Source organism: Actinosynnema sp. NPDC023658 (assembly GCF_040639995.1).
In the GTDB taxonomy this organism is placed as follows: Bacteria; Actinomycetota; Actinomycetes; order Mycobacteriales; family Pseudonocardiaceae; genus Actinosynnema.
On record NZ_JBFAAX010000367.1, the window covers coordinates 1 to 5,815 of the forward strand.

General features: G+C 72.1%; 6 protein-coding genes and 1 pseudogene. 2 read left to right on the forward strand and 5 right to left on the reverse strand.

What is annotated here, in order from left to right:
- Together AB0G02_RS26505 and AB0G02_RS26510 are read left to right on the forward strand one after the other, a co-directional pair.
- Nucleotides 1-208, forward strand: a pseudogene (locus AB0G02_RS26505) (hypothetical protein); the annotation flags it as partial.
- Between the two features lie 44 nt (nt 209-252).
- Complete coding sequence (locus tag AB0G02_RS26510) at nt 253-999, forward strand: GAF and ANTAR domain-containing protein (protein ID WP_360798612.1); 747 nt, start codon at nt 253-255, stop codon at nt 997-999.
- A gap of 27 nt (nt 1,000-1,026) precedes the next feature.
- Here the strand turns inward: AB0G02_RS26510 and AB0G02_RS26515 are convergent, their stop codons facing one another.
- From AB0G02_RS26515 to AB0G02_RS26535, 5 genes are all read right to left on the reverse strand, one after another.
- Complete coding sequence (locus AB0G02_RS26515) at nt 1,027-1,335, reverse strand: hypothetical protein (protein WP_360798615.1); 309 nt, start codon at nt 1,333-1,335, stop codon at nt 1,027-1,029.
- A 54-nt stretch (nt 1,336-1,389) separates the two neighbouring features.
- A complete protein-coding gene (locus AB0G02_RS26520; protein WP_360798618.1) occupies nt 1,390-1,827 on the reverse strand; it encodes a cupin in 438 nt (145 codons plus the stop codon).
- A 139-nt stretch (nt 1,828-1,966) separates the two neighbouring features.
- Nucleotides 1,967-3,211: an MFS transporter gene (locus AB0G02_RS26525; RefSeq protein WP_360798621.1), complete on the reverse strand. Its 1,245-nt coding sequence runs from the start codon at nt 3,209-3,211 to the stop codon at nt 1,967-1,969.
- A 32-nt stretch (nt 3,212-3,243) separates the two neighbouring features.
- On the reverse strand, nt 3,244-4,401 hold the full coding sequence (locus AB0G02_RS26530) for a ThiF family adenylyltransferase (protein WP_360798624.1): 1,158 nt from the start codon (nt 4,399-4,401) through the stop codon (nt 3,244-3,246).
- Between the two features lie 350 nt (nt 4,402-4,751).
- Nucleotides 4,752-5,815, reverse strand: a 1,064-nt coding sequence (locus AB0G02_RS26535; RefSeq protein ID WP_360798627.1) for a prolyl oligopeptidase family serine peptidase, incomplete at its 5' end; no start/stop codon positions are given.

Below are 5,815 nucleotides of genomic sequence, written 5' to 3' on the forward strand. Positions count from 1 at the left end.
GTCCCGCCCCGCGCGCGTGGTCACGACCCACCAACTGGCCGCGCGGACCCCGGTCAGCGCCCCGTGGATCGCGGAACGCCCCGGCATCCGTCCGCGGCGGTACGCCGCGCGGCTGCGCGCGCACGCGTTCGCCCACCGCAGGTCGGTGCTCGACGTCGCCCGTGACGTGCTGGCGCGGCGCCTGCCCCTGGACCGGCTCGCGGACTGACCCGCCACCGAGCACCGCGCCTCGGCCAGGCCGTATGCGCCGGGGTGCCAGGGGTCCAGGACCAGATCGCCGCCGTGCTGAGCGGGATCACGGCGGAGTTGGTCGACGGCCAGGACATCGACACGGTGCTGCGCATGATCACCGCCGCCTGCGCCCGGCTGCTCGGGGCCGCGGCCACCGGCGTGATGCTGGTCGACCCGCGGGGCGGGATCGAGGTCGTGTCCGCCTCCGACGAGCAGGCGCGGTTCGTCGAGCTGCTGCAGTCGCAGATCGACGAGGGGCCGTGCGTGGACTGCATCCGGGGCGACGCCCTGGTCAGCGCCGTCGACCTGGACGGGGAACCGGTGCGCTGGCCCGCGTTCACCTCCGCCGCCTCCACCGCCGGGTACCGGGCCGTCCACGCCATCCCCATGCGCCTCAACGGGCGTGCGGTCGGCGGGCTGAACATCCTCTGCACCAGGACCGCGCCCTGGGAGCCGTGGCAGGAGCAACTGGCCCGCGCCTTGGCCGACCTGACCGTCCTCGAGCCGGCGCAGGAAGGCGACTCGCGGCGCGTCGACCGGCTGGTCGAGCAGACGTTGACCGCGATGAACGACCGGGTCCGGATCGCCCACGCGATCGGCCTGGTCGCGGGCGCGCTCGACCTCGACACCGACCGGGCCCGCGCGTTGATCCAGGACCACGCCGTCGCCCGTCGCACCCCGGTGCGCGACGTCACCGGGGCGCTGATCGACGGCTCCCTCGACCCGGCCGCGCTCGCCTCGACGGCGGGCGAGTGCTCGGAGCGCTAGCACTCCCCCGACGTCACCGGCACGACCTCAGGCGTGGCCGTTCACGACCGACCGACGTGCCGGGGTGCCGAGCCAGCCACCGCCCCAGTCCGGGTCGGCACGGCCCTCGGCCGCCGCGTCCACGATCGCCGCCATCCGCGCGGCCTCCACCGTGCACTGGGCGTCGTCGTACCGGGCGGAGAAGCGCTCGTCGGCCGACGTCGGATCACCGCCGCCGACCCCGCCCCGCACGATGCCGACCGCCTCGTACAGCTCGGCACGCCGGACCACGTCCTCCGCCACCCGCCGTGCGGCAGCGCCCTGCTCCGCGGCTGGGTGACCTGCGGGGGACGGCATGACACCACCCTGCTCCTACCGCGGGGAAAGCGCCACACACCGAGCTGTCGGGAGTCAGCCCCCCGCGGGGTCGAGCACGCAGCCGGGGTCGGGCGCGTCCTCGGACAGCGGGCTGCCCGCGGGCAGCGCGTACAGCACTTCCAGCACGAGCGGCGTGGTGCCGAGGTTGCGGCCGATGTGCACGTTGTCCGGCCCGAAGTCCTCGGTGAAGAACCGGCCGGTGGTGTAGACGCCGTCCAGCGAGCAGTCCGACTTGTTGTGCGTCAGCGTCCCGGCCTTGACGTAGGCGCGCAGCGGGCCGTCGTGGAAGTGCCAGCCCGTGTACCCGCCGGGCTGGATGGTGACCTCCCGCAGCGTGTAGTCCGTGTCGCCCACGGTCCGCTGCAACAGGATCGTGCCGGTCACCCCGGAGCCGGGTGTCGCGGCGGCGGTCGCCGGGACCAACCCCACGACGACGGCGGCCACGCCGAGCACGGCGGCCAACTGGCGCATCGAGCACCTCTCGGAACGATCGGTGGGCGGTCGAGCGCGATCCCGCGACCGGGCCCATGGGGTCGGGTACAGCTTCGGCGCGCGTGGTGGACTCGTCAACCGCAAGGGGCACCGGCACTGCGGACCCCCGGGAACGAGGTCAGTCGCGCGCCGCTTCCTCCGGCTCGGGGAGCGCGGACCTGGTGTCCATCGCCTTGAGCGGGGACAGCAGGCAGGCGACGAACACGGCCAGCTGGATCGCCGCCGCCACGAGGAACAGGGTGCGGGTGGTGTCCTCGCCGGTCACCAGGACGCTGCCCAGCAGCGTGCCCACGGGGATCGTGGCGTACGCGACCGCCCGGCCCACGGCCGCCACCCGGCCGATGCTCGCGGACGGCACGAGGCGCTGCCTGCCGGTGAACCAGGTGACCACGATGACGGAGGTCGCGACCCCCTCCACGGCCCACCCCACGACCACGCCCAGCCACGTGGGCACGACGACGGGGACCAGCATGGCCGCACCGGACAACCCCATGCCCCACGACAGCAGCAGCCCGGTGTGGAAGCGGTCCAGGAGCTTCGGGGCCAGCACGGCGCCGAGGACGGCACCGAGGCCCTGCGCGCCGAAGACCACGCCGAGCGCGATGCTCGGCAGGTCCATGACGTTGAGCACGAGGTAGAACAAGCTGCCCTCGACGACGAACGCGGCCAGGTTCGCCACCGCCATCAGCACGGTCCCGGCCAGCACCGGTCGGGTCGCCCACAGCGTGCGCAGGCCGGCGACGAAGTCCCGGCCCATCCCCCGGACCGTGGTGGTCCCCTCACCGGCGGCGGGTTCGGGCCGCCGGTAGGCGATGGTGAACACCAGGCCGGCCGAGACGAAGAACGTGGCGGCGTTGACCAGCGTGGCGGTGGACGCGCCCATCGCCGCGATCAGCACCGTGCCGACGACCGGGCCGGTGAACCCGAGGATGCTCTCCACCGTCTGCGTCCACGAGTTGACGTTGGCGAGCCGGTCGGCCGCCACCACGTCGACCAGGAAGCCCTGGAACGCCGGGAAGTAGAACGGCCGGACGCACGCGAGCAGGAACGCGCAGGCGTACAGCAGCGGCAGGGACGGCTCGTCCATCAGCGTGATCGCCGCGACCCCGAGCGCGAAGACGCAGGAGATCGTGTCGCACACGACGAGGATCACCCGCCGGTCCGCCCGGTCGGCCACCACGCCGGACACCAGGCCGATCGCGATGTACGGCACGAACTCCAGGACGTAGGCGATGGCCGTGGACACGGCCGAGCCGGTCACCTGGAGCACGAGCATCGGCACGGCGAGCCGGTACACCCAGTCACCGACGGTCGAGACGAGGAACGCCAGTCGCAGCGCTGCGCCCGGTGGAACGGTGGTCACGTGACGGCTCCAGTGGTGCTTCGGCGGACCGGTCAGAACGGGAGGCGCAGGTCGTCGGACTCCAGCCACCGCATTGACTCGGCGGGCTGCGTCGACCCGCACACCGCGCAGTCCGGCAACCGCTTCCAGGACTCGAACTCCTCCAGCCGCGGGTCGTGGAACGACAGGCCCAGCATCCGGCCGATCGACAGCGGCGGGCTGACGCGGCTGGTGAAGCGGACCATCTCGCCCACCATCAGGCTCGCGTCCATGGCGACCAGGCCGTTGAACGCCGCCGTGTCCTCGCCGAACGCACCGCCCTCGCGGTCGATGTCGTCCAGGACGCCCTGCACCATCCGTGAGGTGGGGTCGTTGTCCTGGACCGACCGGTACCAGCACTCCAGGCAGCCGCTGAGGCCCGGCACCACGCTGTAGTGGAACGCCCGCTGGGTGTCCACGCCGCCGCCGATGAGCACCGTGCCCGCGCGGACGCAGCCCTCGTTGAGCCAGTGCATGACGTGCACCTTCGGCCGGTCGACCACGGCGATCACCACGTCGCGGTCGTGCACCGCCTCGTAGACGTCGTCGGCGGAGGTGAGCTTCTTCTGGATGGTGCTCACCCGCACGTTGCTGTTGAGGGCCCTGGCCCGTTCGGCGGCGACCTCGACCTTGACCCGGCCGACGTCCGGCTCGCCGTAGATGATCTGGCGGTTGAAGTTGGAGACCTCGATCCGGTCGAAGTCGAGGATGCGGATGTCCTCGAAGCCGATGGCGACGAGGTCGATGAACACGTGCGACCCGATCCCGCCGACGCCGAGCACGCCGACCTTGGCGTCCCTGATGCGGCGCTGGAAGTCGTACTTCGACCGCGACAGCGAGGCGTAGGTCTCGAAGAAGCCGAGGTTGTTGGACCAGCGCTCGCGGTGGTCGGCGGTGAAGTCGCCACCCTCGTCGGTGGCGTCCTGGACGAGCCCGCTCTCGTCGAGCGCGGCCAGCGCGTCGTCGACGTCCGCGCGCGTCACGTCCGGGAACCGGGCCGCGAGGTCGTGGTGCACCCGGTCGGGCTCCCGCGTGCCGTCCAGCAGCTCCAGCAGCGCCTGCACGCGGCCGTCGGTCTCTTCCAGCGACGTCAGCTCGCCGCCCATGCGGAAATGTACGCCGCCGTCCGCCACGAAATAGGGAATGCTGACCTTGAGCGCGGGACGCGGCATGGCGAACGCCTTCCTGTGTGCATTTCGCAGACTTTGTCGCAGCGATTCTCCCGGCGATTCACCCGCCGGACGACCGACGGGCCGTGGGGGCGCGAAAACGCACCCCCACAGCCTCACGGCACTGATCAGCCCTTGCTCGCGCCGGCCGCCGTGCTGTACTTCTTCGTCGACTTCTTGATCATCCGAATCACCACCAATCGCGATGTTCAAAGTGACGAGTCAGAAACTAGCACGCGAATACCGACGGACAAGTGACGTCACCCGCCTGCCGTACCGCCGCCATTTCTTCAGCGATGGATGCAATTCGCCCGCACTACGAATAGCCGCCCGGTCGAGCCGCCCACCCGCGGTCACGGACGGTGATTGAGCCGGTCGTCGAAGAAGGTCAACACATCCGCGAAGTAGGCCAGTCGGCCGCTCCGGTCGCGTTCGCCGTGCCCGCCGCGCAGGTCCCGGCGGAGCAGCACGGGTGCGCCGGACGCCGTCGCGCCCTGCACGGCGGCGCACATCTTGCGGGAGTGGGCGGAATCCACCCGGGTGTCCTGTTCGAAGGTGGCGAACAGTACCGCCGGGTAATCAACCGAGTTCCGCAGCCGGTGGTACGGCGAATAACCCAGCAGCCAGCCGAGTTCGTCCGGATTGTTCCGGGAACCGAACTCCTCCACCCACTGCGGACCCAGGCCGGTCAGTTCGTAGCGCGCCATGTCGAGCGGCGCCGCGGCGCAGGCGACCGCCGCGAACAGGTCCGGCCGTCGGACCATCGCGGCCGCCACCAGAAGGCCGCCGGCGCTCTGGCCGAACGCGCCCAGTGCGTCCGGCGCGGCGTGCCCGGAAGCCACCAGGTGCTCGGCGGCGGACACGAAGTCGGTGATCCCCCGCTGCTTGTGCTCGCGCGCGCCCGCCCAGTGCCACTCCTCGCCGTGCTCGCCGCCCCCGCGGCCGCACGCCACGGCGAACAACCCGCCCCGCCGCGCCCACGCCAGGGCCGCCGCGTAGTAGTCGGGCACCTGCGAGATCCCGAAGGCGCCGTAGCCCTGGAGCACTGTGGGTAGAGGTCCGGGCGGCGCGTCCCCCGGTCGCACCAACAACAACCGCACCGGTGTCCCGTCGGCCGAGTGGAACACCTCGGTGGTGACGACGACGTCGGGCACGTCGACCGCGGCGGCACCTCGCCACGGCCCGACCTCGGCGCTCCCGGCGCGGTAGCGGTACACGGTCTCGGGGGTCACGCGGTCGGAGTAGGTGAACCACGCCTCGTCGCCGCCGTCACCGAAGGTCAGCTCCGTGACCACGCCCTCGGCCGGCAGTCGGAGCTCACCCCGACGCGCGCCCGACGACGGGTCGTGGCGGGTGATCGAGGCGATCCCGGCGTTCGACCACAGCACCAGCAGCTCGGGGTCCGGGCCGCCGCCCC